General features: G+C 62.8%; 23 protein-coding genes. 20 read left to right on the top strand and 3 right to left on the bottom strand.

The window, feature by feature from the left end:
• Positions 1-9 precede the first annotated feature (9 nt).
• On the bottom strand, positions 10-612 hold the full coding sequence (locus NKH28_RS02410) for a sulfotransferase family protein (protein WP_352969677.1): 603 nt from the start codon (positions 610-612) through the stop codon (positions 10-12).
• Between the two features lie 117 nt (positions 613-729).
• A complete protein-coding gene (locus NKH28_RS02415) occupies positions 730-1,983 on the bottom strand; it encodes an NAD(P)/FAD-dependent oxidoreductase (protein ID WP_352977679.1) in 1,254 nt (417 codons plus the stop codon).
• Between the two features lie 422 nt (positions 1,984-2,405).
• Between NKH28_RS02415 and NKH28_RS02420 the strand changes: the two genes are divergently transcribed.
• The 18 genes from NKH28_RS02420 to trmB all read left to right on the top strand — a co-directional run bounded on the left by NKH28_RS02420 (position 2,406) and on the right by trmB (position 19,584).
• Positions 2,406-3,698 (top strand): imelysin family protein, encoded by a 1,293-nt coding sequence (locus NKH28_RS02420; RefSeq protein WP_502895699.1) that lies wholly within the window; start codon positions 2,406-2,408, stop codon positions 3,696-3,698.
• 56 nt (positions 3,699-3,754) lie between these two features.
• Positions 3,755-4,066 carry a (2Fe-2S)-binding protein gene (locus NKH28_RS02425; protein WP_023676882.1) on the top strand — a complete coding sequence of 104 codons (312 nt, stop codon included), beginning with the start codon at positions 3,755-3,757 and terminating at the stop codon, positions 4,064-4,066.
• Positions 4,032-4,517, top strand: coding sequence for a bacterioferritin (gene bfr / locus NKH28_RS02430; protein WP_023676883.1), 486 nt, complete (start codon positions 4,032-4,034; stop codon positions 4,515-4,517). The genes NKH28_RS02425 and bfr overlap by 35 nt, the downstream gene beginning before the upstream one ends.
• Positions 4,518-4,529: 12 nt before the next feature.
• A complete protein-coding gene (locus tag NKH28_RS02435) occupies positions 4,530-6,137 on the top strand; it encodes a di-heme oxidoreductase family protein (RefSeq protein ID WP_352977681.1) in 1,608 nt (535 codons plus the stop codon).
• Positions 6,137-7,210, top strand: coding sequence for an imelysin family protein (locus NKH28_RS02440; RefSeq protein ID WP_352470054.1), 1,074 nt, complete (start codon positions 6,137-6,139; stop codon positions 7,208-7,210). The genes NKH28_RS02435 and NKH28_RS02440 overlap by 1 nt, the downstream gene beginning before the upstream one ends.
• A gap of 2 nt (positions 7,211-7,212) precedes the next feature.
• Positions 7,213-8,319 carry a DUF1513 domain-containing protein gene (locus tag NKH28_RS02445; protein ID WP_352977684.1) on the top strand — a complete coding sequence of 369 codons (1,107 nt, stop codon included), beginning with the start codon at positions 7,213-7,215 and terminating at the stop codon, positions 8,317-8,319.
• A gap of 159 nt (positions 8,320-8,478) precedes the next feature.
• Positions 8,479-9,171 (top strand): tRNA (adenosine(37)-N6)-threonylcarbamoyltransferase complex dimerization subunit type 1 TsaB, encoded by a 693-nt coding sequence (tsaB, locus tag NKH28_RS02450; protein ID WP_352541250.1) that lies wholly within the window; start codon positions 8,479-8,481, stop codon positions 9,169-9,171.
• The gene (gene rimI, locus NKH28_RS02455) at positions 9,171-9,665 is read left to right on the top strand and encodes a ribosomal protein S18-alanine N-acetyltransferase (RefSeq protein WP_352541251.1); all 495 of its coding nucleotides are present in this window, start codon (positions 9,171-9,173) and stop codon (positions 9,663-9,665) included. Before tsaB ends, rimI begins: the two co-directional genes overlap by 1 nt.
• A gap of 21 nt (positions 9,666-9,686) precedes the next feature.
• Positions 9,687-10,487, top strand: coding sequence for a lyso-ornithine lipid O-acyltransferase (gene olsA / locus NKH28_RS02460; protein ID WP_352470058.1), 801 nt, complete (start codon positions 9,687-9,689; stop codon positions 10,485-10,487).
• A 63-nt stretch (positions 10,488-10,550) separates the two neighbouring features.
• Entirely contained in the window at positions 10,551-11,960 is a 1,410-nt protein-coding gene (gene miaB, locus NKH28_RS02465) for a tRNA (N6-isopentenyl adenosine(37)-C2)-methylthiotransferase MiaB (protein ID WP_352541252.1), read from the top strand.
• A gap of 26 nt (positions 11,961-11,986) precedes the next feature.
• Positions 11,987-13,036, top strand: a complete 1,050-nt coding sequence (locus tag NKH28_RS02470) for a PhoH family protein (RefSeq protein WP_352541253.1) — start codon at positions 11,987-11,989, stop codon at positions 13,034-13,036.
• Positions 13,037-13,053: 17 nt separating this feature from the next.
• Positions 13,054-13,551 carry an rRNA maturation RNase YbeY gene (gene ybeY, locus NKH28_RS02475; protein ID WP_352541254.1) on the top strand — a complete coding sequence of 166 codons (498 nt, stop codon included), beginning with the start codon at positions 13,054-13,056 and terminating at the stop codon, positions 13,549-13,551.
• A 28-nt stretch (positions 13,552-13,579) separates the two neighbouring features.
• The gene (locus NKH28_RS02480; protein WP_352541255.1) at positions 13,580-14,653 is read left to right on the top strand and encodes a hemolysin family protein; all 1,074 of its coding nucleotides are present in this window, start codon (positions 13,580-13,582) and stop codon (positions 14,651-14,653) included.
• 17 nt (positions 14,654-14,670) lie between these two features.
• Positions 14,671-14,997, top strand: coding sequence for a VOC family protein (locus tag NKH28_RS02485; protein ID WP_352541256.1), 327 nt, complete (start codon positions 14,671-14,673; stop codon positions 14,995-14,997).
• A 110-nt stretch (positions 14,998-15,107) separates the two neighbouring features.
• The gene (gene lnt / locus NKH28_RS02490; protein WP_352541257.1) at positions 15,108-16,694 is read left to right on the top strand and encodes an apolipoprotein N-acyltransferase; all 1,587 of its coding nucleotides are present in this window, start codon (positions 15,108-15,110) and stop codon (positions 16,692-16,694) included.
• 137 nt (positions 16,695-16,831) lie between these two features.
• On the top strand, positions 16,832-17,251 hold the full coding sequence (locus NKH28_RS02495) for a helix-turn-helix domain-containing protein (RefSeq protein WP_023676895.1): 420 nt from the start codon (positions 16,832-16,834) through the stop codon (positions 17,249-17,251).
• A gap of 330 nt (positions 17,252-17,581) precedes the next feature.
• Positions 17,582-18,871 carry a methionine adenosyltransferase gene (gene metK / locus NKH28_RS02500; protein WP_023676896.1) on the top strand — a complete coding sequence of 430 codons (1,290 nt, stop codon included), beginning with the start codon at positions 17,582-17,584 and terminating at the stop codon, positions 18,869-18,871.
• An 11-nt stretch (positions 18,872-18,882) separates the two neighbouring features.
• On the top strand, positions 18,883-19,584 hold the full coding sequence (trmB, locus tag NKH28_RS02505; protein WP_352541259.1) for a tRNA (guanine(46)-N(7))-methyltransferase TrmB: 702 nt from the start codon (positions 18,883-18,885) through the stop codon (positions 19,582-19,584).
• Positions 19,585-19,644: 60 nt separating this feature from the next.
• On the opposite strand, the gene NKH28_RS02510 is transcribed toward trmB, so the two are convergent.
• Complete coding sequence (locus NKH28_RS02510; protein ID WP_352977688.1) at positions 19,645-19,809, bottom strand: hypothetical protein; 165 nt, start codon at positions 19,807-19,809, stop codon at positions 19,645-19,647.
• A gap of 281 nt (positions 19,810-20,090) precedes the next feature.
• Between NKH28_RS02510 and rimP the strand changes: the two genes are divergently transcribed.
• Together rimP and nusA are read left to right on the top strand one after the other, a co-directional pair.
• Positions 20,091-20,723 (top strand): ribosome maturation factor RimP, encoded by a 633-nt coding sequence (gene rimP / locus NKH28_RS02515; RefSeq protein WP_023676900.1) that lies wholly within the window; start codon positions 20,091-20,093, stop codon positions 20,721-20,723.
• Between the two features lie 47 nt (positions 20,724-20,770).
• Positions 20,771-22,366, top strand: a complete 1,596-nt coding sequence (gene nusA / locus NKH28_RS02520; RefSeq protein WP_023676901.1) for a transcription termination factor NusA — start codon at positions 20,771-20,773, stop codon at positions 22,364-22,366.
• Positions 22,367-22,390: the final 24 nt, after the last annotated feature.

The following is a 22,390-nucleotide window of genomic DNA, read 5'->3' on the forward strand; positions in this document are numbered from 1 at the left end:
AGCCGCCGTTCAACGCCCTATGCGAGCACGAAATTCGGCAGTCGAATTGGTGCGTGGAAACGGTTCGGAAGGCAACTGTACACCGAGAAAGGCACAAAGCGGCTCCCACCCTTCGGAGGCCTGATAAGTAAGAAGGCGTTCAGGTGGCAGCGTTGATTTCACGGAAGCGTTATGTGCTTCATAGACAGCGATTGCGTGATCACGGTTATCAAATCGACCGCCAAAGACACTGTTTCCAACCACCGCCACACCAAAGGACTGTGGATCATTGGTAGCAGCATCCATCGTGAGCCCTATTGTTTGCGCCATGCTGTCATACCAGGCTTCGGGGTCACGAACTGTCAGGATAACCTTTGCATGAGGGTAGTGGTCACTCACTTCGCGCCAAAAATGCGCCGTTGGCCAATCGACCGCGGAAAGATAGCCGGCATATGCCGCATCCCAGGTCGGGAGTTGTCCCTGTCCGGCGGCGCGCCACAGCGCCTTCTGCTCGGGATTGGCGTGGACATCTGCCATGTGATGACACGGCCCGAACCCAAGATGCTCCAAGGCGAGCTTCAGCGAATATGTGCCAGTGCGACCCATGCCTGCGCCAATGACATATAGAGCCATGAGCACCCCCCGACGAATTTCAATTGGTCAAAATACCGCTGTTTCCTTTACTTCGCTATATGTTTTGAAGGTCAGCTCCCGGTCGAACTCGGTCATTCAGGGTGATTGGGTTTGATCTTATCCTGCCGCGCGGGCCGGCTCTGCCTGCTGGAAGGCGGCGAGCGCGGCCTTCAGCCCGTCGGGCCCGGTCGCGACGATCTGCGGCGACGGCGAAAAGCCGGCGCCGAGCATCTTGCGGCCAAGCATGTGGTCGCCCGGCCGGTTGACCGATTCGATGCCGAGCAGCCGGCTTCCGGCATAGTGGTAGATGGAGAATTTGTTCTCGGCCACGTCGCCCAGCACGACATGGCTGTCGCCACCCGCAATCAGGCCGACCATCTGCAGCTTCATGTCACCGATATCGGACCAGAACCACGGCACCGCCGAGTAATTGTCGGTGTGGCCGACGATGGTGCGCGCGGCGAGCCGCGCCTGGTCAGTGGCGTTCTGCACCGATTCCAGCCGCACGTCGCCGCCGGTGAACCAGTGCCGGTAAGACGCCGCGTCGCCGATGGCGAGGATTTCCGGCACCGACGTGCGCATCTGCTGGTCGACGCGGATGCCGTTGGCGATGGCAATGCCGGCGGCTTCGGCCAATTCGACATTCGGCACGACCCCGATACCGATGACGACCATCTGCGCCGGCAATGTCTCGCCGGATGAGGTGATTGCAGCCGAAACACGGCCGTTCTCGTCCTCCAGCCGTTCGATGGTGGTGCCGGTAAGGATGCGCACACCGGTGGCCTCCAGCCGCTGGCGCACATGGCCGGCGATGACCGGTGCCACGGCGCGGCCGAGCAGCCGGTCGACCGCCTCGACCACCGTAACCTTGCGGCCTGCCGCGGTGAGCGTCGCGGCAATCTCCAGGCCGATGAAGCCGCCGCCGAGGATGACGACCTCCTCGCTTTGCGCGCTCAATTCGCGGATCAGGCGGGCATCGCCGAGCGAGCGCAGCGACACAACGCCGGAAAGCTCCGAACCCGGCAGCGGCAGCAGGCGCGGCCGCGCGCCGGTGGCGAGGATCAGCCGGTCAAACGGCAACACACCGCCGCCCGATATCTCCAGCCTGCGGCCGCCTACGTCGATCCGCTCGACCCGGATGCCTGGCCGGAAGTCGATGGCGCTGCCGGTATAAAAAGCCTCGCCGCGCAACGGCTGCGGCTTTGCTTGCTGATCCTTGATGAAGGTCTTCGACAGCGGCGGCTTGTGGTAGGGCGATTCGTTTTCGTCGCCGACCAGGATCACCGGGCCGTCATAGCCTTCTTCGCGCAGGCTGGCGGCCGCTTGCACGCCCGCATGACCCGCACCGACAATGACGACCCCGTTCTTCATAACAGCCCGATTCCTCATCCAAATCTAGGACGTCTCGCCAGGTGGCGATTGTCCGGCGCCGCCGCAAGAGCGCCGATCCGGGTCGCACCCGGAACGGCCGCCTGTCAACTGCGTCATGCGCCGGCATTCTTCATATGTCGGTGTTAAAGTTGACAGTTCTAGTTTAGAATAATTCTAAACTATTGTTTCAATTGAATTTTTTCTACGCCACCAGTTGACATCCGGCGTCTTCGCCGTTTTATGGAAGCTCGCGCGTCAGCGCATCCCTTTGATGTCTGGGCCTTGAACCCTTTCGATTGGAGGCATTTCGGTGTCTTTCTTCCGCGAACCGCGCGATGGCGCGACCCTTCTTTGCCCGCTGGCACTGCCCGCCGCGGCGCCGGCATTTCATTGATTCCCGAGGAGAGACAATCATGAGAACGATGATCACGGCGCGGTATGGCGGCAGGCTTGCGGCGATCGGCGCCACCGCGATGCTGACGGCGGCCGTGTTCGTGCTGCCGGCCAAGGCGCAAACCGATGCCAAGGCGGTCATCAAGACCTATTCCGACATTGCACTCGCCAAATACGAGGATTCGCTGATCGCGGCCGAGGCGCTCGACAAGGCTGTCGATGCGCTGCTCGCCAAGCCATCTGCCGAAACGCTGAACGCCGCCCGCGAGGCCTGGAAGGCATCGCGCGTTCCCTATCAGCAGACCGAGGTCTATCGCTTCGGCAACGCCATCGTCGATGACTGGGAAGGCAAGGTGAACTCCTGGCCGCTCGACGAAGGCTTGATCGACTATGTGGCCAAGAGCTACGGCACCGAGTCGGACGCCAACGCGCTCTACACCGCCAATGTGATCGCCAACAAGTCGATCGAGATCAACGGCAAGAAGGTCGACGCCACCGACCTGACGCCGGAGTTCCTCTCCGGCACCCTGCAGGAGGCCGGCGGTATCGAGGCCAATGTGGCGACCGGCTATCACGCGATCGAATTCCTGCTTTGGGGTCAGGACCTGCACGGCACCGGTCCGGGCGCCGGCGAACGGCCCTACACCGATTACGACCTCGCCAATTGCACCGGCGGCAATTGCGACCGCCGCGGACAGTATCTGAAATCGGCGAGCGACCTTCTGGTTTCCGATCTAAAGGATATGGTCGACGACTGGAAGGAGGGCGGCGCCGCCCGCAAGAACCTTGTCGATGGCGAGCCGAACGCCGCCATTTCGACCATCTTCACCGGCATGGGCTCGCTGTCCTATGGCGAGCTCGCCGGAGAGCGGATGAAGCTCGGCCTCTTGTTGCACGACCCGGAAGAGGAGCACGATTGCTTCTCCGACAATACCTACAACTCCCATCTTTACGATGCGATCGGCATCCGTGCCGCCTATCACGGCAGCTACAAGCGGCTCGACGGCACTGTCGTCGAGGGGCCGTCGGTGGCCGACATGGTCAAGGCGGCCGACCCGGCGGTTGCCAAGGAATTGTCGGACAAACTGGACGTCACCGTCGCCAAGATGGAGGCCATCAAGGCGCGGGCGCTTGCCGGCGAGGCCTATGACCAGCAGATCGGAGAAGGCAACACGGAAGGCAATGCCACTGTGCAGGCGGCGATCGACGCGCTGGTCGATCAGACCAAGTCGATCGAACGCGCCGTCGGTACCCTGAAGCTCAATGCGATAGCCTTCGAGGGCTCGGACAGCCTCGATTCACCGGACAAGGTGTTCCAATAGACTATCGAAACCACCAGCCACGCGACGCAACGAAGCGCCGTTAGCCAGAGCGAAAAATGCTGATCTGCCATTGCAACATCATCACCGAAAAGGAGATAGAGCAGACGATCGTCGGGCTGCTGGATGAGGACCCCTGGCAGCTGATCGTGCCGGCGAAGGTCTATCACGCCATGCACAAGCGCGGTCGCTGTTGCGGCTGCTTCCCAAATGTGGTCGAAACGATCATTCGGGTCACCGAAAATTACCATGCCCGCTCGGCGGCGAGTGGCGTGGACATCGTTTCACACCTGGATCGCGTCAGAGGCCTGCGCGTCCAATACGGGAGCAGAACCCATGAAAGGCGAACAGCAGATCATAGAGCGGCTTAACGAGGCTCTGTTTCTGGAACTTGGGGCGGTCAATCAATACTGGGTGCATTTCCGGCTGCTGGAAGACTGGGGATATGCCAAGCTAGCGAAGAAGGAACGCGCTGAATCGATCGAGGAAATGCACCATGCCGACCGGCTCGTGGCGCGCATCATCTTCCTCGAGGGCCATCCGAACCTGCAGTCCGTGGCGCCGCTGCGCATCGGGCAGAATGTCAAGGAAGTGCTCGAATCCGATCTTGCCGGCGAATATGACGCGCGCACCGCCTACAAGCGTTCGCGCGAGGTTTGTAACGAAGCAGGCGACTACGTGACGATGAAGCTGTTCGAGGAATTGCTGGCTGACGAGGAAGGTCACATCGACTTTCTCGAGACGCAACTCGACCTGCTCGCCTCGATCGGCGAAGAAAAGTACGGTCAACTCAACGCAGCGTCGGCCGACGAGGCGGAATAAGGACATGCCGGAATGCGGCGCCCCCTAGATTTCATGCGCCGCTTGCGGCCGGCCGAGCATTGTGGCCTGCCGTCTCAGAAGAAGCCGCGATGCGGTATCCTTCGCGGCGCCTTTCTTGCCGTGGTGGCGACGCTCACAGCCTCGGCGCTGGCCGGGGCGCCGCAACCGGCGGGGCTTGCCACCAGCCGCACGGATCTGACGCCGAAGGATCTGGCGCGCGTCATCGCCATCACCAGGCCGACCAGCGATTTCTCCAAGCCCGAGCAATTCGAGCTGATGCAGGGCGGCGCCGGCACCTCGAAGAAGGACGTCAACAAGGACGCCTTCTCGCAATCCTCCGCCAACATCAGCTTCGAGGAAGAGGGCACCTTCAAGCTTGGCAACGCCATTTTCCGCAAGAACTGGGTGTCCTCGCCATCCTCGACACAAGCCTCGGATGGGCTCGGTCCGTTGTTCAACGAGCGCGCCTGCCAGAACTGTCATCTGAAGGACGGTCGGGGCCATCCGCCCCAAGGCGACAGCGGCACCACCTCGATGTTCCTGCGCCTGGCAAGGGAAGCCAGTACCGAGGAGGAGAAAGCCGCGCTCGCCGATCACAAGGTGCTCAACTTTCCCGACCCGGTCTATGGCACACAACTTCAGGAGCTAGCCGTTCCCGGCCTGCAGGGCGAAGGCAGGATGCATGTCGATTATCAGGAGCAAAAAGTAAAACTGGCGGACGGCAGCGTCGTGTCGCTGCGCAAGCCGAGCTATTCGGTCGAGGGTCTCGCCTACGGGCCGCTCGATCCGCACACCACGCTGTCGCCGCGCATGACACCGCCGATGATCGGCCTTGGCCTGGTCGAGCAGATCGCTCCCGCCGACATCCTTACGCGTGCCGATGCGGCCGACCGCGATGGTGACGGGATTTCCGGCAGGCCAAACATAATACGCGACGCCAGCAGCGGTGAACTGACGCTCGGCCGTTTCGGCTGGAAGGCGCAGGCGGCATCGATCCGCCAGCAATCGGCGGACGCTTTTGCCGGCGATATTGGCATTTCGACGCCCGAAGTGCCGAAGCACTGGGGCGATTGCAGCGCCGCGGAAAAGACCTGCCTTGGCCTACCTAACGGTGTACAGGAGCGCCTCGGTCCGGTCGAAGCGCCGCCGCCGGTCATGGACCTCGTGACCTTCTATTCGCAAAACCTTGCCGTGCCGGCCCGGCGCGATCTCGACAGACCGGACGTGCTCGCCGGCAAAAAACTATTCTACGATATGGGCTGCATCTCCTGCCATACGCCGAAATTCGTCACCCGTCGCGACACCCCGAACAAGGCGCGGGCCTTCCAGCTGATCTGGCCCTATTCCGATTTCCTGCTGCATGAAATGGGACCCGGTCTTGCCGACGGACAGGCGGTGGGCGAGGCCACGGGAAGCGAATGGCGCACGCCGCCACTGTGGGGCATCGGGCTCACCCAGACCGTCAGCGGCAACACCTTCTTCCTGCATGACGGGCGCGCACGAAGCCTGGCCGAGGCGATTCTGTGGCATGGCGGCGAGGGTCAGAAGGCGCGTGACCGCTTTGCCGCTGCCGATGCGGCCGACCGCGCCGCGCTGATCAAGTTTCTGGAGTCGCTCTGATGCGGAAGCGTCTTGCATTCGCTCTGATGCTGGTCCTCGCCGGTGCGCTGCCGGCATCCGCGACGGTGAAGGCTTCGGATGTGATCCAGCGGGCGATCGACGGCTTCGTCCGCCCGGCCTATGCCAGATTGCATGACCATGCGGACAGCTTGGCCAAGACCATGCACGCGCTTTGCCAAGCGCCCTCGCGAGACAATCTCGATGCGGCACGCGCCGAATTCTCAGGCGTCGTGGATGCCTGGTCGGTGGTGGAAATCATCCGTTTCGGGCCGATCGCGGAAAACAACCGGCTTGAGCGCATGCTGTTTTGGCCGGATCGCAAGAGCATCGGCCTGAAGCAGGTGCAGGCAGCACTTGCCGGCAAGGATCCGACAGCCGCCGATCCGGCCCAGCTGGCTACAAAGAGCGTCGCCATGCAAGGGCTCGGCGCACTGGAATTCGTCCTCTACGGCGACGGAGCCGGTCAATTGGTCGGCAGGGACGACGCCTATCGCTGCGCCTACGGTGCGGCCATTGCCGGCAATGTCGAGACGATTGCCGGCGAGGTTGGCGATGCCTGGAACGAGCCCAACGGCTTTGCCGCGCTCTGGGCCAATCCGGGTCCGCAGAACGCGCTCTACCACGACGGCACCGAAGCGGTGACCGAACTGGTCGGCGTCTTCATCAACGAGCTGGAAATGGTCCGCGACGTACGCCTGAAAGGCTTCCTGGGCGCCAAGCCGGAGGCCGACAAACCGAAACAGGCGATCTATTGGCGCTCGCAAAACACCGCCCGCTCGCTGACCGGGAATCTGGCGGGCATGGACACGCTGTTCCAGGCCTCGCAGCTTGGCGACGCGCTGCCGCCCGATGCGCGCTGGATGGCAGAATCGGTCCACATCCAGCTCACCAACGGGATCGAGGCGGCCAAGGCGATCAGGGGACCGATCGACAAGGCACTTGCCGATCCGGCGCTGCGCCAGAAGCTCGACTATTTCTCGCTGGTGACATCCAGCCTGACGACCCTGATCGGCACCAGGCTGACCGCCGAATTCGGCCTGACCGCCGGGTTCTCGTCATTGGATGGCGACTGATCATGAGGACGCCGCTGATCGATCGGCGCGATTTCCTGAGGGCCGCAGGCGCTGGTTTCGTAGCGGCGATGGCGCCGTCGGCCTGGGCAAAGACACTCGACGCCGACTCGGTCTTCGCCACCGCTTTCGTCAAGCGCGACGGCAGCTATGGCGCGGCCGTCCTGTCCGAGGCCGGCAAGTTGTTGCACACGATCGATCTGCCCGATCGGGGCCACGACGTTACCTTCGACCCGGTGTCCAAGCGTTCGGTGGTGTTTGCCAGGCAGCCGGGCACCTTTGCTGTCGTCTTCGACCATACCGGCCGCGATGAACCGCAGACCGTTGCCAGCGTTGCCGGCCGGCATTTCTTCGGCCACGGCGTGTTCTCGGCCGACGGTACGCTGCTCTACGCCACCGAGAACGATTTCGACAATGCCGCCGGCGTCGTCGGCGTCTATGACGCGCATGCGAAATTCAAGCGCATCGGCGAGTTCCCGACCTACGGCGTGGGCCCGCACGAACTTCTGCTTCTCTCCGACGGCAGGACAATCGCTGTCGCCAATGGCGGCATCGAAACGCATCCGGATTATGGCCGCGCCGAGCTCAATATCGCAACGATGAAGCCTTCCTATGTTCTGGTCGACCGCCTTACCGGCGATCTCACCGAAAAGCACGAATTACCGCCGGCGCTGCACCAACTGTCGATCCGCCATATGGATGCCGACCGCTCCGGCACCGTCTGGTTCGGCTGTCAATACAGGGGGCCCGGTACCGATCGTCCCCCACTGCTCGGCCGCGCGGCGCGCGGCATGGACCTGAAATTACTCGACATGTCGCAGGACGTGCTCTCGGCTTTCAGGAACTATATCGGCTCGGTCGCCGCCAACCCTGCCGCCGGCACCATCGCGGTGTCTTCGCCTGAGGGCAATTCGCTTGCCGTGATCGACGCGGCCAGCGGCCGCATCGTCGCCACCAAGGCGCTGGTCGAGGTTTGCGGCGTTGCAGCCGATGGGGAAAGCTTCATGGCGACGACCGGCGCCGGCGATATCGTCGAGTCCGGTGGCTCGATACATTCCGAGCCTGACTATGTCTGGGACAATCACGTGCTGCGTATCGAGCAGGTCGGCTAGTCCCGATACCTATTGTGGCGATTGCGTGCGTTGGAACTTACATTCTTGGACCCGCGCCGAAGCCAAGTCGCCTGACGATTTATCCATTATTCCCTTGCGGGGATCAGCCCTGGCGGGCAGAGGGAAGCTGTTTTCGAAACTGTCTCAACCGGCCGCTTCATGAAATTGCTTGCCATCGACTGTGCCGCCAATCTCTGCGCCGCCTGCGTCTACGACGCGGCGGCCGGGAAAGAACTCGGCCGTTCGGTGCTCGATCTCGGTAAGGGTCATGCCGAGCATCTGATGGGTGTCATCGAAAAGGCGTTGGGGACCAGCAGAACCGACTATTCCGGCCTCGGCGCCATTGCCGTTTCGACGGGTCCGGGCTCCTTCACCGGTCTGCGCGTCGGCGTCTCGGCGGCGCGCGGCCTTGCGCTGGCGCTGAAAATCCCGGCGATCGGCGTGACGACTCTGGAGGCCCTGGCGGCGCAAGCGAGAGCGGCATTTCCCGGTCGCGCCGTGCTCGCCGCGCTCGATGCAGGTCGCGAGGAGATCCATGCGGCACTTTACGATGAGAGGTCGGTTCTGATCTTTGGTCCGGCCGTGACCACGCTCTCGCAAGCAGCCGCCATCGCGGTCGACAGATCTGCGGTTCTCGCCGGCACGGCGGCAACCCAAATTGCCGCGGCGGCCGGGCGCAGCTTCGATCTCGGCGGGACGGCGGCCACCGCCGACATCGCCGTCTATGCCCGGCTGGCCGCCGCCCAACGTGCCGGTAAAAAGGGCGAGGGCGAAAAGCCGAAACCGCTCTATCTGCGCGGCGCCGACGCCAAGCCGCAGGCCGGCTTTATTCTATCTAGGCAAAAAAACTGATGCGCATTCCATTCCTCCAGCCGCGTCGCAGGGACTATGCGATCGAGCCGCTGACGGTTGCCGACAGCGCGGCCATGTCGGTGCTGCATCGCGAGGATTTCGCGCGGCCGTGGACCGACGACGAATTCGCCGCGCTGCTCGAGCAGGACACGGTGTTCGGCTATGCCGCGCGCGAGACCGGACAGGGTGCCAAGCCGCCGGTCGGCTTCGTGCTGGCTCGGCTGGCGGCCGGCGAGGGGGAGATCCTGACGGTCGCGGTGGCACGCTCGCATCGGCGCCGGGGGCTCGGCTGGCAATTGATGGATGCGGTGCTGCGTGAACTGCACGCACAGCGCGCCGAGGCACTTTTCCTCGAGGTCGACGAGACCAATGTCGCCGCGATCGCGCTCTACCGACGGTTCGGCTTCCGCGAGGTCGGCAAGCGCGCCAACTATTACAAGTCGCCGGAGCTCGGCCCGACCGGCGCGCTTGTCATGCGCCGCGATCTTCGTTAGCCAAACGCCGGGGTGGTGGGGATGATAGGAAAAATCAGGATTTTCCTGGCCCTGGGGCTGGTTGTCGTCGGCTCATTGGTGCTTGTGCCTTTGCAGATACTGTCGATGAGGACCGGACTCTGGCGCGAGACCTTCATCCTGAAGATCTGGCACAGGATGATCGTCAGGGCGCTGGGGCTGCGCATCCATGTCAAGGGAGCGCTGTCCGGCCAGCGCCCATTGCTGATTGCTGCCAACCACATCTCCTGGACCGACATCATGGTGCTGGGGTCGATGGTCGACGTGACGTTCATCGCCAGGGCCGATATGGCAGGCTGGCCGCTGATCGGCATGCTGTCGAAGCTGCAACGCACCGTCTTCATTGAACGTGAGCGCAAACGCTCGTCGGGCGACCAGGCGAGCGAGATCGCCCGCCGGATGGCCAAGGGCGACGCCATGGTGCTGTTTGCCGAAGGCTCGACCGGCGACGGGAACATGATCCTGCCGTTCAAGAGCACGCTGTTCGGCGCCGCTACAATGGCGATTGCGGAAGGGGCGGCCGAACAGGTCTTCATCCAACCGGTGGCGATCGTCTATACGCGCCTGCATGGCGTGCCGCTCGGCCGCCGGCATCGGCCGGTTGCCGCCTGGATCGGCGATGAGGAGCTGATGCCGCACCTCAAGGTGCTGATGGCCGAGGGCGCCCTCGACGTCGAGGTGCATTTTGGCGAGGCGATTGCTTTCTCCAGGGGCTCGAGCCGCAAGGAGACGGCAAAGCAGATGGAACGCCAGGTTCGCGAGATGGTACAAGCGGCGCTCGCCGAACCGCGTCCGAGCCGGTAGGCTGAGCAGGTTCCGGCCAGATTCGTCTGTTTTTTGTCGGGGAAAGGCGCTAGAAGCCGCGAAATGGAATTGAACACGATAGAACGCGACGACATCGGCGCTGCCGCCGAAAACCTGGTCGTTCCGCCTGCCGCGACCAGAAAGGTCTTCGTCAAGACCTATGGCTGCCAGATGAACGTCTACGATTCGCAGCGCATGACCGATGCTCTGGCGGCCGACGGCTATGCCGCGACAGACGCCATCGGCGAGGCCGATCTGGTGCTGCTCAACACCTGTCACATCCGCGAGAAAGCGGCGGAAAAGGTCTATTCCGAACTTGGGCGCATCCGTGAGCTGAAGGCGGAGCGTGCCAAGGCCGGGCGCGAAATGCTGGTCGGCGTCGCCGGCTGCGTGGCGCAGGCCGAGGGTGCCGAGATCATCCGCCGCTCGCCGGCTGTCGATCTGGTCATCGGTCCGCAGACCTACCACCGGCTGCCCGGGGTGCTGGCGAGGGCGCGGAGCGGCGAAAAGATCGTCGAGACCGATTATGCCGTCGAAGACAAGTTCGAGCATCTGCCGCAGCCGAAGCGCGCCGAACTGATCAGGCGCGGCGTGACGGCGTTCTTGACCGTTCAGGAAGGCTGCGACAAGTTCTGCACCTTCTGTGTCGTGCCCTATACGCGCGGCTCGGAAGTCTCGCGGCCGGTGGCACAGATCGTCGCCGAAGCCGAGCGCCTGGCGGATGCCGGCGTGCGCGAGGTGACGCTGCTCGGCCAGAATGTCAACGCCTGGCACGGAAGAGGTGAAGACGGCGAGGAATGGGGCCTTGGCCGGCTGCTGTTCAGGCTGGCAGAGATTCCAGGTCTGGCGCGGCTGCGCTACACGACCAGCCATCCGCGCGACATGGACGATGAATTGATCGCCGCCCATCGTGATTTGCCGACGCTGATGCCCTATCTACATTTACCGGTGCAATCCGGCTCCGACCGCATACTCAAGGCGATGAACCGCAGGCATATGGCCAAGGACTATCTGACGTTGATCGACCGCATCCGTGCCGCACGGAACGACATCGCACTGTCCGGCGATTTTATTGTCGGCTTTCCCGGTGAGACGGAAGCGGATTTCGAGGCGACGATGCAGTTGGTCGAAGACGTCAACTATGCCTCGGCCTTCTCGTTCAAATATTCTCCGCGCCCCGGCACGCCGGGCGCGGAGATGGGCGATCACGTGCCGGAGGCCGTCAAGGACGAGCGCCTGCAGCGGCTGCAGGCGCTGCTTCTGAAACAGCAGCAGCATTTCGGCGCAAGCCTGGTCGGCAGGACTATCGACACGCTGATCGAAAAGCCGGGCCGCCAGGCCGGCCAGAAGGTTGGCCGCTCGCCGTGGCTGCAGCCGGTTATTGTTGATGAAAAGGCCGGCGAAATCGGTGACATTATCCAGGTACGAATCACGAAGACGGGCTACAACAGCCTGTTCGCCGAATTGGCCTGAAGGCCTCGGCAGATGAGGAGAGACGGTTGAGCGCTGCTGAAGTCAAGAACCTGCCCCAGAACCTACCCTCCGGGGCCTCGGATATCGCGCACATCGTACTGACTTTCGACAATAACAAGCTTGCCAGCGCCCTTTACGGCCAGTTCGACGAGAATCTGGCCAGGCTCGAGCAGAAGCTCGGCGTTGACATCCGCTCGCGTGGCAACCAATTGACCATCAAGGGCTCTTCCTCGGCCGCCGAGCAGGCGCGCCGCGCCTTGGACAATCTTTACGGCATTCTGCAGAAAGGCACCGATATCGGCCAGTCCGATGTCGACGGCGCCGTGCGCATGGCGATCGCCACCGACGACCAGCTGACGCTGCCGACGCTGGAGCGCAAGGGCAAGGTGTCCGCCGCCCAGATATCGACGCGCAAGAAGACCATCTATGCCCGCTCGCTCAACCAGGACGCCTATATGCGCGCGCTGGAGCGGTCGGAACTCGTCTTCGGCATCGGCCCGGCCGGCACCGGAAAGACCTATCTGGCGGTGGCGCATGCGGCAATGCTGCTCGAACGTGGCATGGTCGAACGGATCGTGCTGTCGCGCCCCGCGGTCGAGGCCGGTGAACGGCTTGGCTTTCTGCCGGGTGACATGAAGGAGAAGGTCGATCCCTATCTGCGGCCGCTCTATGACGCGCTCTACGACATGATGCCGGCCGACAAGGTCGAGCGGGCGATTGCTGCTGAGGTCATCGAGATCGCGCCGCTGGCATTCATGCGCGGCCGTACGCTGGCGCACGCTGCCGTCATCCTCGACGAGGCGCAGAACACCACGCCGATGCAGATGAAGATGTTCCTGACCCGGCTCGGCGAGAACTCGCGCATGATCGTCACCGGCGATCCGACCCAGATCGATCTGCCGCCAAACACCAAATCCGGCCTGGTCGAGGCGCTGAGAATCCTCGACGGCGTCACCGGCATGGTGACCGTACGCTTCAATGAAGGCGACGTCGTCAGGCATCCGCTGGTCGCCGAGATCGTCAAGGCCTACGACCGTGACGGCAAGCTGGCCAGGGGTTTGGGTGTCGAAAGCTGATACGATTATGCGGCCGCATGGCTGAGGAGCAAAAGGCGGGGGGACCGCTTCCCGTCGAAATCGATATCGCGATCGAGGCGGGCGACTGGCCCGACGAGGCGGTGCTGATGCGGCTGGTCGACCACGCCGTCTCGGCCGCCTTTGCCGAAACCGGTGCCGACGGCCGTTCCGAGCTCAGCATCGTCTTTTCCGACGATGCCCGTATCCGCACGCTCAATGCCGGCTGGCGCGGCAAGGACAAGCCGACCAACGTCCTGTCTTTTCCAGCTTTTCCGTTTGCCAGGGGAGGGCCTCTGCCGCCGATGCTCGGCGACATCGTGCTGGCCGCCGAGACTGTCGCGCGCGAGGCGGCACTGGAAGACAAGCCCATCGAGGACCATATCTCCCATCTCGTCATCCATGGCCTGCTGCATTTGCTGGGCTATGATCACGAAACGGATGCCGAAGCGGAACTGATGGAAGCGACAGAGCGCGCAGCACTTGCGAGGCTTGCCATTCCCGATCCCTACACGTAATTACAAAAGACCAATTGACCGGACGATGATGAACGACAAACCAGAGACTGCCGCCCGCTCCGACGCCGGCAGTGTGATCAAGCCTTCCGAAACGACGGAAGAGGGCTCGAGTCCGAGTACCACGACCGGCAGCTTCGCCAGCGAGGCATCGCCTGCCGGTCCTTCCCTGTTCGATCGCGTGCTCGGGCTTTTCAGGCACCGCAACGGCACCAGCCTGCGCGAGGAGATTGCCGGTGCGCTTGCCGAAACGGCGAGCGATGCAGAATCCTTCTCGCCCGGCGAACGCGCCATGCTCAACAACATCCTGCGCCTGCGCGAAGTGCGGGTCGAGGACGTCATGGTGCCGCGCGCCGACATCGAGGCGGTCGAGATCACCACGAAGCTCGGCGACCTTCTGGGGTTGTTCGAGCAGTCCGGCCATTCCCGCATGCCGGTCTATTCGGAGACGCTCGACGATCCGCGCGGCATGGTCCATATCCGCGACGTGCTGGCGCATATCACCAAGGTCGCCCGCGTCAGAAAGGGCAGGACGACCAGGAAAACTCCGGTCGCGACGCTTCTCGATCTCGCCCAGGTCGATCTGGCGCGCACCATCGGCGATCTCAACCTGATCCGACCGGTGCTGTTCGTGCCGCCCTCGATGCTCGCCTCCGACCTGATGGGGCGGATGCAGACGACGCGGACCCAGATGGCTTTGGTCATCGACGAATATGGCGGTACTGACGGTCTCGTCTCGCTCGAGGACATCGTCGAGATGGTGGTCGGCGACATCGAGGACGAGCACGACGAAGACGAGCCGATGATCACCCAGGCCGGTGAAGGCGTCTTCATCGTCGACGGCAAGGCCGAGATCGACGATGTCGCCAAGATGATCGGCGAGGATTTCGCCGCCGGCGAGCACGGCGAATATGTCGACACGATCGGCGGCATGATCTTCAACACGCTTGGCCGGGTGCCGGCGCGCGGCGAAGTGGTGCAGGCCATACCCGGCTTCGAGTTCCATGTGCTTGACGCCGATCCGCGCCGCGTCAAGCGCGTACGCATCGTCGAGACACTGAAGGGCGAGCGCCGCCGCCGCGCCGTCCGCACCGAGCAGGCTTGAAGGACGCGGCTTGCCCGATGCCGGTTGAGGACCCGTTCAAGCACTCAACCTTGGGCTCGGGTGTCTTCTACCAGAATCCGCGGGCCGCATTGACATGGCTTGAAAAGGCTTTCGGCTTCGAGCCGAGCATGGTGGTCAGCGATGCTAATGGCAGGCTCGTCCATTCCGAGATGCGGTTCGGCGACGGCTATATCATCGTCGATTCCGAATGGGCCGACCATATAGCCAGCCCGGCTTCAGTTGCAGGCAAGAAGACGCGCGCGATCCTGAAGGCCATGTCTGGACCTTTTCCCAGACTGTCGGCGCTGTCCCACGCGAAGAGGCTGAGCGGCTGGGCGGGCTGAAGATACAAGGCTGGCATCGATAGCTATGAGCGGACTACGTCGCCCGGTTTGGAGCCAAGGCCGCGGCCTGATAAATCTTGCTTCCTGATTCGCACGACTCGGAAGCATAGATGGAGCGCCAGGCCGGCCGGATAATTCTGCTTTGGGGCTGGCGGCGCGCGCTGGTGGCGTTTCTTGCCGGCGCGCTGGCGGTTCTTGCCCAGGCGCCGTACGATTTCTTCGCCGTCTGTTTCGTTTCGTTTCCCCTGCTGGTGTGGCTCCTCGACGGCGCGACCGGCGAAGCCTCGGACGGTTTTCTGCGGCGCTTGCGTCCGGCTTTCGCCATCGGCTGGTGGTTCGGTTTCGGCTACTTTCTTGCCGGTCTCTGGTGGGTCGGCTCGGCGCTTCTGGTCGAGGCCGACAGCTTTGCCTGGGCCTTGCCGTTCGCGGTGGTCGGCATCCCCCTCGCGCTCGCCTTCTTCTATGGTTTCGCCGCCGTGGTCGCCCGGCTGTTGTGGAGCAACGACATCGGACGCATCGCCGCGCTCGCCTTCGGCTTTGCGCTGGCGGAATGGCTGCGCGGCTTCCTGTTCACCGGCTTTCCGTGGAATGCCGTCGGCTATGCGGCGATGCCGGTACCTTTGCTGATGCAGAGCGTCTCGGTGACCGGCATGGTCGGCATGGACGCGCTTGCGGTCTTCGTCTTTGCGCTGCCGGCGCTGCTTGCGGCGCGCCGGCATCTCCGCCTCGGCGCGGCATTGCTTGTCGTGCTCGTCGCCGCCCATGCCGGCTTCGGCTATATCCGGCTCGCCGCCCCCGAAAAGCCGGCCGCCCGCAGCCTTGACGTCCGTATCGTGCAGCCTGCCGTCGACCTTACCGAAAAATGGGATACCTCGGTGCGTGACCGTATCTTCGCCACCATGATGGGGCTTTCGGCCAAGGCGCCGGAACCCGGCCATGACAGGCCGCAATTGATTCTGTGGCCGGAGACCTCCGTGCCGTTTCTGTTCACCGAACGTCCGGATGCCCTGCCTGCGATCGGAGAGATGCTTGGCGATGGCCAGATGCTGGTCGCCGGCGTCGTTCGCGAAGAAGGCGGCTCGGCGGCCGGCAGCCGTTACTACAACTCTGTGGTGGCGATCGACGAAAGGGGCGAAATCGTCGATGCCGTCGACAAGGTCCACCTGGTACCCTTCGGCGAATACCTGCCTTTCGCCGATCTGCTCGGCCGCTTCGGGCTTGAGCAGCTTGTTGCCGGTCCAATGACCTTCGCGGCGGGCAATGAGCGGCATCCGATCGCGCTGCCCGGCGGTATCCGGGCGCTGCCGTTTATTTGCTATGAGGTCATCTTTCCCGATCTGGTCGCAGTTGACGCAACGTCAGCCGAGCTTATTGTGAACGTCACCAATGACGCCTGGTTCGGCGACACGCCGGGGCCGTACCAGCACTTCAGGCAGGCGCAGATCCGGGCGGTGGAGAATGGGGTGCCCCTGTTGCGCGCGGCTAATAACGGCATTTCGGCCGTTGTCGACCCGCGCGGTCGCATCGTCGACGCGCTGGCAATCGATGCACGCGGCGCGATCGATGTGCGTGTGCCGATCTCCGACCAAGCCATCGTTTCCTCCGGCCAACGACGCATTAACGGAATGCTGATCATGTTTTTGCTTGCCGTTGCGGCATGCATTTTGAACGTAAGGCAAAGGCTACGGGCGAATTGACAGCCGACACATTAGAAACTCATACTGTAAGCGCCTGAAAATTTTCGAAGTCGATAAGGTCGTTCTGTTGGGGCACGGGCCGCGGCGTCGTTTGGGCAGCAAAATAGAAAAAGCCGGAAAAATTCGGCGAGGAAAAAATGACAGAAGAAAACAAGAAAAAGCCGAATCCGATCGACATCCACGTCGGAAGCCGCATCCGGCTTCGCCGCAATATGCTGGGAATGAGCCAGGAAAAACTGGGTGAAAACCTCGGCATAACGTTCCAGCAGATCCAAAAGTACGAAAAGGGCACCAATCGCGTCGGCGCCAGCCGTTTGCAGGCAATCGCCTCCATACTCGGCGTCCCCGTCGCCTTCTTTTTCGAGGATGCGCCCGGTCAGGAGCCCGTGGGCAACCGTGGATTTGCCGAGGATGCTTCGATGACCTCCGCCGTCGAATTCTGCGGCAGCCCGGAAGGCCTCCAGCTGAATCGCGCCTTCGTCAAGATCGCCGATGTGAAAGTGCGCCGCAAGATCATCGAGCTGGTGAAGTCGCTTTCCACCGACGAAGTCGATTGACTGGCCCGTGAAGAGTTCAACAAGGAAGGGCTCGTCGTAGCTGGGCATGCAATTTCTCGCGGCTGCGCGCATTGAGGGATGTTCATTCCGCAGATGCGCTAAAGCGCAGATCGATTTCGCTCGACTCGCTTCCTCGAAGCCGTTTTCCTCTATCTGTTGGTGCAAGGGCTGATCGCAGTGCGCCCTGCCGCCGTCTCTGGATGCAAAGATAATAACGTCAAAATTCATGCCAGAACGGCTGCATGGCTTGACGAGCGACGCCCGGCACCGTTAACAACTGGCGCGCCAAAATCGGCGGCCTGCCGATATTTTTTTCAAGAGGGGACACCCGTGACGCGGCACAATTACTTCTTCACCTCGGAATCCGTTGCCGAGGGCCATCCCGACAAGGTCTGCGACCGCATCTCCGACGAGATTGTCGATCTCGTCTATCGCGAAGCCAGAAAGACCGGCATGGACCCGTGGAAGGTCCGCGTTGCCTGCGAGACGCTTGCGACGACCAATCGCGTTGTCATCGCCGGCGAGGTGCGCGTCCCCGAGACGCTGCTCAAGAAGGACAAGGAGGGCAACGTCCTGAAGGATGCGGCCGGCCATCCGATCGTCAACCCGGCCAAGTTCAAGTCGGTCGCTCGCAAGGCGATCCGCGAAATCGGCTACGAGCAGGCCGGCTTCCACTGGAAGACAGCCAAGATCGAGGTCCTGCTGCACGGCCAGTCGCCGGATATCGGCCAAGGCGTCGACAACGCCTCCGACCGGCAAGGCGAGGAGGGAGCCGGCGACCAGGGCATCATGTTTGGCTATGCCTGCCGCGAAACTCCGGACCTGATGCCGGCGCCGATCTATTACAGCCACAAGATCCTCGAATTGCTGGCGGCTGCGCGCCATGAAGGCAGCGGTGATGCCGGCAGGCTCGGGCCGGATGCCAAGAGCCAGGTCACCGTCCGCTATGTCGACGGCAAAGCGGCGGAAGTGACGCAGATCGTGCTGTCGACCCAGCATCTCGATGAGACGTGGGATTCGAAGAAGGTGCGCAACGTCGTCGAGCCCTATATTCGCGAAGCACTGGGCGACCTGAAGATTGCCGACAATTGCAACTGGTACATCAATCCGACCGGCAAGTTCGTCATCGGCGGGCCTGATGGCGACGCCGGCCTGACCGGCCGCAAGATCATCGTCGACACTTATGGCGGGGCTGCGCCTCATGGCGGCGGCGCTTTTTCTGGCAAGGACACCACCAAGGTCGACCGCTCGGCGGCCTATGCGGCGCGTTATCTCGCCAAGAACGTGGTTGCCGCAAAGCTCGCCGATCGCTGCACCATCCAGCTTTCCTATGCGATCGGTGTCGCCCAGCCGCTGTCGATCTACGTCGACCTGCACGGCACCGGCAAGGTCGACGAGGCAAAACTCGAGCGTGCACTGCGCGCCGTGATGGACCTGTCGCCGTCCGGCATCCGCCGCCACCTCGATCTCAACAAGCCGATCTATGCCAAGACGTCGTCCTACGGCCATTTTGGCCGCAAGGCCGGCCGCGACGGATCCTTCTCCTGGGAGAAGACCGACCTCGCCAAGGCGCTCAAGGACGCTCTCGCCGAACCGGTCGCCGAAGCAGTCGCCGCCTAACCGCGGCGCCTATGGATCCGAAGGACCGGCCAAGCCGCGCGACCGAGGCCTTTTTCGGTCGCCGGCGCGGCAAGACCATTCGACCACAACAGGCAGCGGCGCTGGAGAGCGGCTTCGCCGTCTACAGGCTCGATCTGACGGTTGAACCGCCGGCCGACTTGCGCAGCCTTTTCGAAGCCGAAGTTTCGGCTGTCCAGCTCGAAATCGGTTTTGGCGGCGGCGAACATCTTCTGCACCGTGCTACGGCCAGCCAGGCGACCGGCTTTATCGGCGTCGAGCCTTTCGTCAACGGCATGGCCAAGATGATGATGGCGGTCCGGGAGCGGCCGCTTGCCAATCTGCGCGTCTATGACGACGACGCCACACGTCTGCTGGACTGGCTGCCGCAGGCTTCGCTTGACGGCATTGACCTTCTCTATCCGGATCCGTGGCCGAAGAAGAAGCACTGGAAGCGGCGCTTCGTCAGCCCGGTCAATCTCGACCGCTTCGCGCGCGTCCTGAAGCACGGCGGAAAGTTCCACTTTGCGTCCGATATCGACAGCTATGTGAACTGGACGCTCCTGCATTGCCGGGCGCACGACGCCTTCACGTGGCAGGCAAGCGAAGCAGCCGACTGGCACCGGCCCTATGATGGCTGGCCGGGGACGCGCTATGAGGCCAAGGCCATTCGCGAAGGCCGACGGCCCGCCTATCTCACCTTCGTGCGGAAATAAGCGGGAAATTAGAGCTGAGCACAAGGCGAGCGGGCCGAAGGCTCTCGGCGCCCACCTGGCTCAGAAGCGACGGATCTTGTTGAAGGCTGCCGGCTCCATGCCGAGATTGCGCAGATCATGCCCACGCGGCTTGCGACCGCATTCCACAGCCCGCGACGCGGCTACGGCGCTGCCGAACACGCTAAAGACATTGCCTATGGCTGAAAAAAATCCACGATTGTTCATGATGGGACCCTATCGAGCGCAGTGAGCGCTCCAATTGTGCAATGCAACGTAGATAGTCGTGCGTGGCCGGTGCTCAAACGGTGATCACTGCATGGGCGCCATGCATTTGGCGCAGTGCTGCGGACTCGGAGCCTTGCCGTCATGCAGGACGGGCTTGAAACGAGGACCACGATCGTCTATATCAGCTTCAAATTCTTGGTCGGTATGACGAAGAGTGGGTCCACCCGGTCCCGCTCTTTTTTATTACCTGCCGACCAACAGAAATCGAGTGACAGGACCGAATGACAGTGACGGCAAGCGAAGGCGACGACCGCATCATCCGCGAAAGCGGCATCGATGCGCGCATCGCGCTGATCGTTCAGCCGGTACTGCGCGCCATTGGCTTCCGCTTGGTACGTGTGCACCTGTCGGGCCAGAACGGGCTGACGCTGCAGATCATGGCCGAGCGCGAGGACGGCACCATGACGGTCGAGGATTGTGAAGAGGTCAGCCGGGCGGTATCGCCGGCGCTCGATGTCGATGATCCGATCGAGAAGGCTTATCATCTCGAAGTGTCGTCGCCGGGCATCGACCGGCCGCTGGTCCGCAAATCGGACTTTGCAGCCTGGACCGGCCATCTGGTGAAGATGGAAACGTCGGTTCTCGTCGCCGACCGTAAGCGCTTCAAGGGCAAGATCGCCGAAAGCGACGCGGACGGTGTGCTGATCGAGCGTGACAAGGCCGCTTACGGCGAGGAGCCGACGGTACGTGTTCCCTACGATGCGATTGCCGAAGCGCGGCTGATTCTGACCGACGACCTTATCCGCGATGCGCTGTCGAAGGACAATCGGGCGCGCAAGGAAGCCAGGAAACGCCGCGGCGAACCCGAAGACGCACCAGAGGGTGCGGAAGACGAAACCGAACAGGAAATGTGATTGGGCTGCCGGCCGTAAAGGTCGGCAACAAGCTCGGGAGAAAGAAGATGGTTGTAAGCGCCAACAGGCTTGAACTGCTGCAGATCGCCGATGCGGTCGCGCGTGAAAAGTCGATCGACAAGTCGATCGTCATCGCCGCCATGGCCGATGCGATCCAGAAGGCCGCGCGCTCGCGCTACGGCCAGGAAACCAATATCCGCGCCGACATCAATGCCAACACCGGCGAGATGAAGCTGCAGCGGCTGATGGAAGTGGTCGAGAAGGTCGATGACTACGCGACGCAGATTGCCATTTCCTCGGCGCGCGAGCGCAATCCGGACGCCCAGCTCGGCGATTTCATTGCAGAACAGCTACCGCCGATGGATTTTGGCCGCATCGCCGCCCAGTCCGCCAAGCAGGTCATCGTGCAGAAGGTGCGCGAGGCCGAGCGCGACCGGCAATACGACGAATACAAGGACCGTATCGGCGAGATCGTCAACGGTACCGTCAAGCGCGTCGAATACGGCAACGTCATCGTCGATCTCGGCCGCGGCGAAGCGATCATCCGCCGCGACGAGCTGATTCCGCGCGAAAACTACAAGTATGGCGATCGCGTCCGTGCCTATGTCTATGACGTGCGCCGCGAACAGCGCGGCCCGCAGATCTTCCTGTCGCGCACCCATCCGCAGTTCATGGCGAAGCTGTTCACCATGGAAGTGCCGGAAATCTACGACGGCATCATCGAGATCAAGTCGGTCGCCCGCGATCCGGGTTCGCGCGCCAAGATCGCTGTCATCTCGCGCGACAGCTCCATCGATCCGGTCGGTGCCTGCGTCGGTATGCGCGGCAGCCGCGTCCAGGCGGTCGTCGGTGAATTGCAGGGCGAGAAGATCGACATCATTCCGTGGTCGCCTTCGGCGGCGTCCTTCATTGTCAATGCATTGCAGCCGGCGGAAGTCGCCAAGGTCGTGCTCGACGAGGATGCCGAGCGCATCGAGGTCGTCGTTCCCGACGATCAGCTGTCGCTGGCCATCGGCCGCCGCGGCCAGAACGTCCGTCTTGCCTCGCAGCTCACCGGCTGGGATATCGACATCCTGACCGAGCAGGAAGAGAGCGAACGCCGCCAGAAGGAATTCGTCGAACGGTCGTCGCTGTTCATGGAAGCCCTCGACGTCGACGAGATGGTCGGCCAGGTGCTCGCTTCCGAAGGCTTCACCAGCGTCGAGGAGGTCGCGTATGTCGACTCCGGCGAAATCGCGTCGATCGACGGCTTCGACGAGGACACGGCTTCGGAAATCCAGACCCGCGCCCGCGAATATCTGGAGAAGATCGAAGCCGAGCATGACGAGAAGCGCAAGGCGCTCGGCGTCAAGGACGAGCTGCGCGAGATTCCCGGCATCACCACCGCCATGATGGTGACGCTCGGCGAGGACGGCGTGAAGACGATCGAGGATTTCGCCGGCTACGCCGCCGACGACCTGACCGGTTGGAAGGAACGCAAGGACGGCGAGACGAAGGTATTCCCGGGTGTGCTCGCCAACCACGGCGTATCACGCGCCGATGCCGAGCAGATGGTCCTGGCCGCTCGCCTGAAGGCTGGCTGGATCACCGAAGACGAGCTTGCCGCCGAGGGCGTGCCGGCTGACGAAACCGTCGGTGCGTGAGGTGAAACCGCATCGCACCGAACC

It is taken from the genome of Mesorhizobium sp. M1227, assembly GCF_040318315.1.
GTDB lineage: Bacteria > Pseudomonadota > Alphaproteobacteria > Rhizobiales > Rhizobiaceae > Mesorhizobium.

Excerpts from the sequence above, each read along its gene's own strand:
- NKH28_RS02410 (WP_352969677.1), bottom strand. The coding sequence starts at position 612 with ATGGCTCTATATGTCATTGGCGCAGGCATGGGTCGCACTGGCACATAT.
- NKH28_RS02415 (WP_352977679.1), bottom strand. The coding sequence starts at position 1,983 with ATGAAGAACGGGGTCGTCATTGTCGGTGCGGGTCATGCGGGCGTGCAA.
- NKH28_RS02420 (WP_502895699.1), top strand. The coding sequence starts at position 2,406 with ATGATCACGGCGCGGTATGGCGGCAGGCTTGCGGCGATCGGCGCCACC.
- NKH28_RS02425 (WP_023676882.1), top strand. The coding sequence starts at position 3,755 with ATGCTGATCTGCCATTGCAACATCATCACCGAAAAGGAGATAGAGCAG.
- bfr (WP_023676883.1), top strand. The coding sequence starts at position 4,032 with ATGAAAGGCGAACAGCAGATCATAGAGCGGCTTAACGAGGCTCTGTTT.
- NKH28_RS02435 (WP_352977681.1), top strand. The coding sequence starts at position 4,530 with ATGCGGCGCCCCCTAGATTTCATGCGCCGCTTGCGGCCGGCCGAGCAT.
- NKH28_RS02440 (WP_352470054.1), top strand. The coding sequence starts at position 6,137 with ATGCGGAAGCGTCTTGCATTCGCTCTGATGCTGGTCCTCGCCGGTGCG.
- NKH28_RS02445 (WP_352977684.1), top strand. The coding sequence starts at position 7,213 with ATGAGGACGCCGCTGATCGATCGGCGCGATTTCCTGAGGGCCGCAGGC.
- tsaB (WP_352541250.1), top strand. The coding sequence starts at position 8,479 with ATGAAATTGCTTGCCATCGACTGTGCCGCCAATCTCTGCGCCGCCTGC.
- rimI (WP_352541251.1), top strand. The coding sequence starts at position 9,171 with ATGCGCATTCCATTCCTCCAGCCGCGTCGCAGGGACTATGCGATCGAG.
- olsA (WP_352470058.1), top strand. The coding sequence starts at position 9,687 with ATGATAGGAAAAATCAGGATTTTCCTGGCCCTGGGGCTGGTTGTCGTC.
- miaB (WP_352541252.1), top strand. The coding sequence starts at position 10,551 with ATGGAATTGAACACGATAGAACGCGACGACATCGGCGCTGCCGCCGAA.
- ybeY (WP_352541254.1), top strand. The coding sequence starts at position 13,054 with ATGGCTGAGGAGCAAAAGGCGGGGGGACCGCTTCCCGTCGAAATCGAT.
- NKH28_RS02480 (WP_352541255.1), top strand. The coding sequence starts at position 13,580 with ATGAACGACAAACCAGAGACTGCCGCCCGCTCCGACGCCGGCAGTGTG.
- NKH28_RS02485 (WP_352541256.1), top strand. The coding sequence starts at position 14,671 with ATGCCGGTTGAGGACCCGTTCAAGCACTCAACCTTGGGCTCGGGTGTC.
- lnt (WP_352541257.1), top strand. The coding sequence starts at position 15,108 with ATGGAGCGCCAGGCCGGCCGGATAATTCTGCTTTGGGGCTGGCGGCGC.
- NKH28_RS02495 (WP_023676895.1), top strand. The coding sequence starts at position 16,832 with ATGACAGAAGAAAACAAGAAAAAGCCGAATCCGATCGACATCCACGTC.
- trmB (WP_352541259.1), top strand. The coding sequence starts at position 18,883 with ATGGATCCGAAGGACCGGCCAAGCCGCGCGACCGAGGCCTTTTTCGGT.
- NKH28_RS02510 (WP_352977688.1), bottom strand. The coding sequence starts at position 19,809 with ATGAACAATCGTGGATTTTTTTCAGCCATAGGCAATGTCTTTAGCGTG.
- rimP (WP_023676900.1), top strand. The coding sequence starts at position 20,091 with ATGACAGTGACGGCAAGCGAAGGCGACGACCGCATCATCCGCGAAAGC.
- nusA (WP_023676901.1), top strand. The coding sequence starts at position 20,771 with ATGGTTGTAAGCGCCAACAGGCTTGAACTGCTGCAGATCGCCGATGCG.